This is a genomic window from Ochrobactrum sp. SFR4 (assembly GCF_019730395.1).
Taxonomy (GTDB): domain Bacteria; phylum Pseudomonadota; class Alphaproteobacteria; order Rhizobiales; family Rhizobiaceae; genus Pseudochrobactrum.
Genome location: NZ_JAAPBB010001366.1, coordinates 1 through 237, shown reverse-complemented (window position 1 = coordinate 237; position 237 = coordinate 1). Strand labels below are relative to the sequence as shown.

General features: G+C 46.8%; 1 protein-coding gene. It reads left to right on the top strand.

The window, feature by feature from the left end:
* A partial coding sequence (locus HBA93_RS23490) for a helix-turn-helix domain-containing protein (protein ID WP_286202173.1) occupies nt 1–210 on the top strand: 210 nt, incomplete at its 5' end.
* Between the last annotated feature and the right edge of the window lie 27 nt (nt 211–237).

Below are 237 nucleotides of genomic sequence, written 5' to 3'. Positions count from 1 at the left end.
AACAATAATGAACGCCAGCAATATGCGTGGACCCTGTGTGGTGCGCTACTCTCTTTATTGTCCGTTTTCTTTCAGGTTTCATTAAAAGAATTACGCAGTGCTGAGCGGGGCAACAATCATGTTGCCCGGATCCGGCAATTCGGCATGTATATCGCACATACGATGTTCGGACTTTCTATGTCTGAGGTGGCCAATGCTTTTGGTCGTTAGAGAACGACAGTGAAACATGCCTGCCAT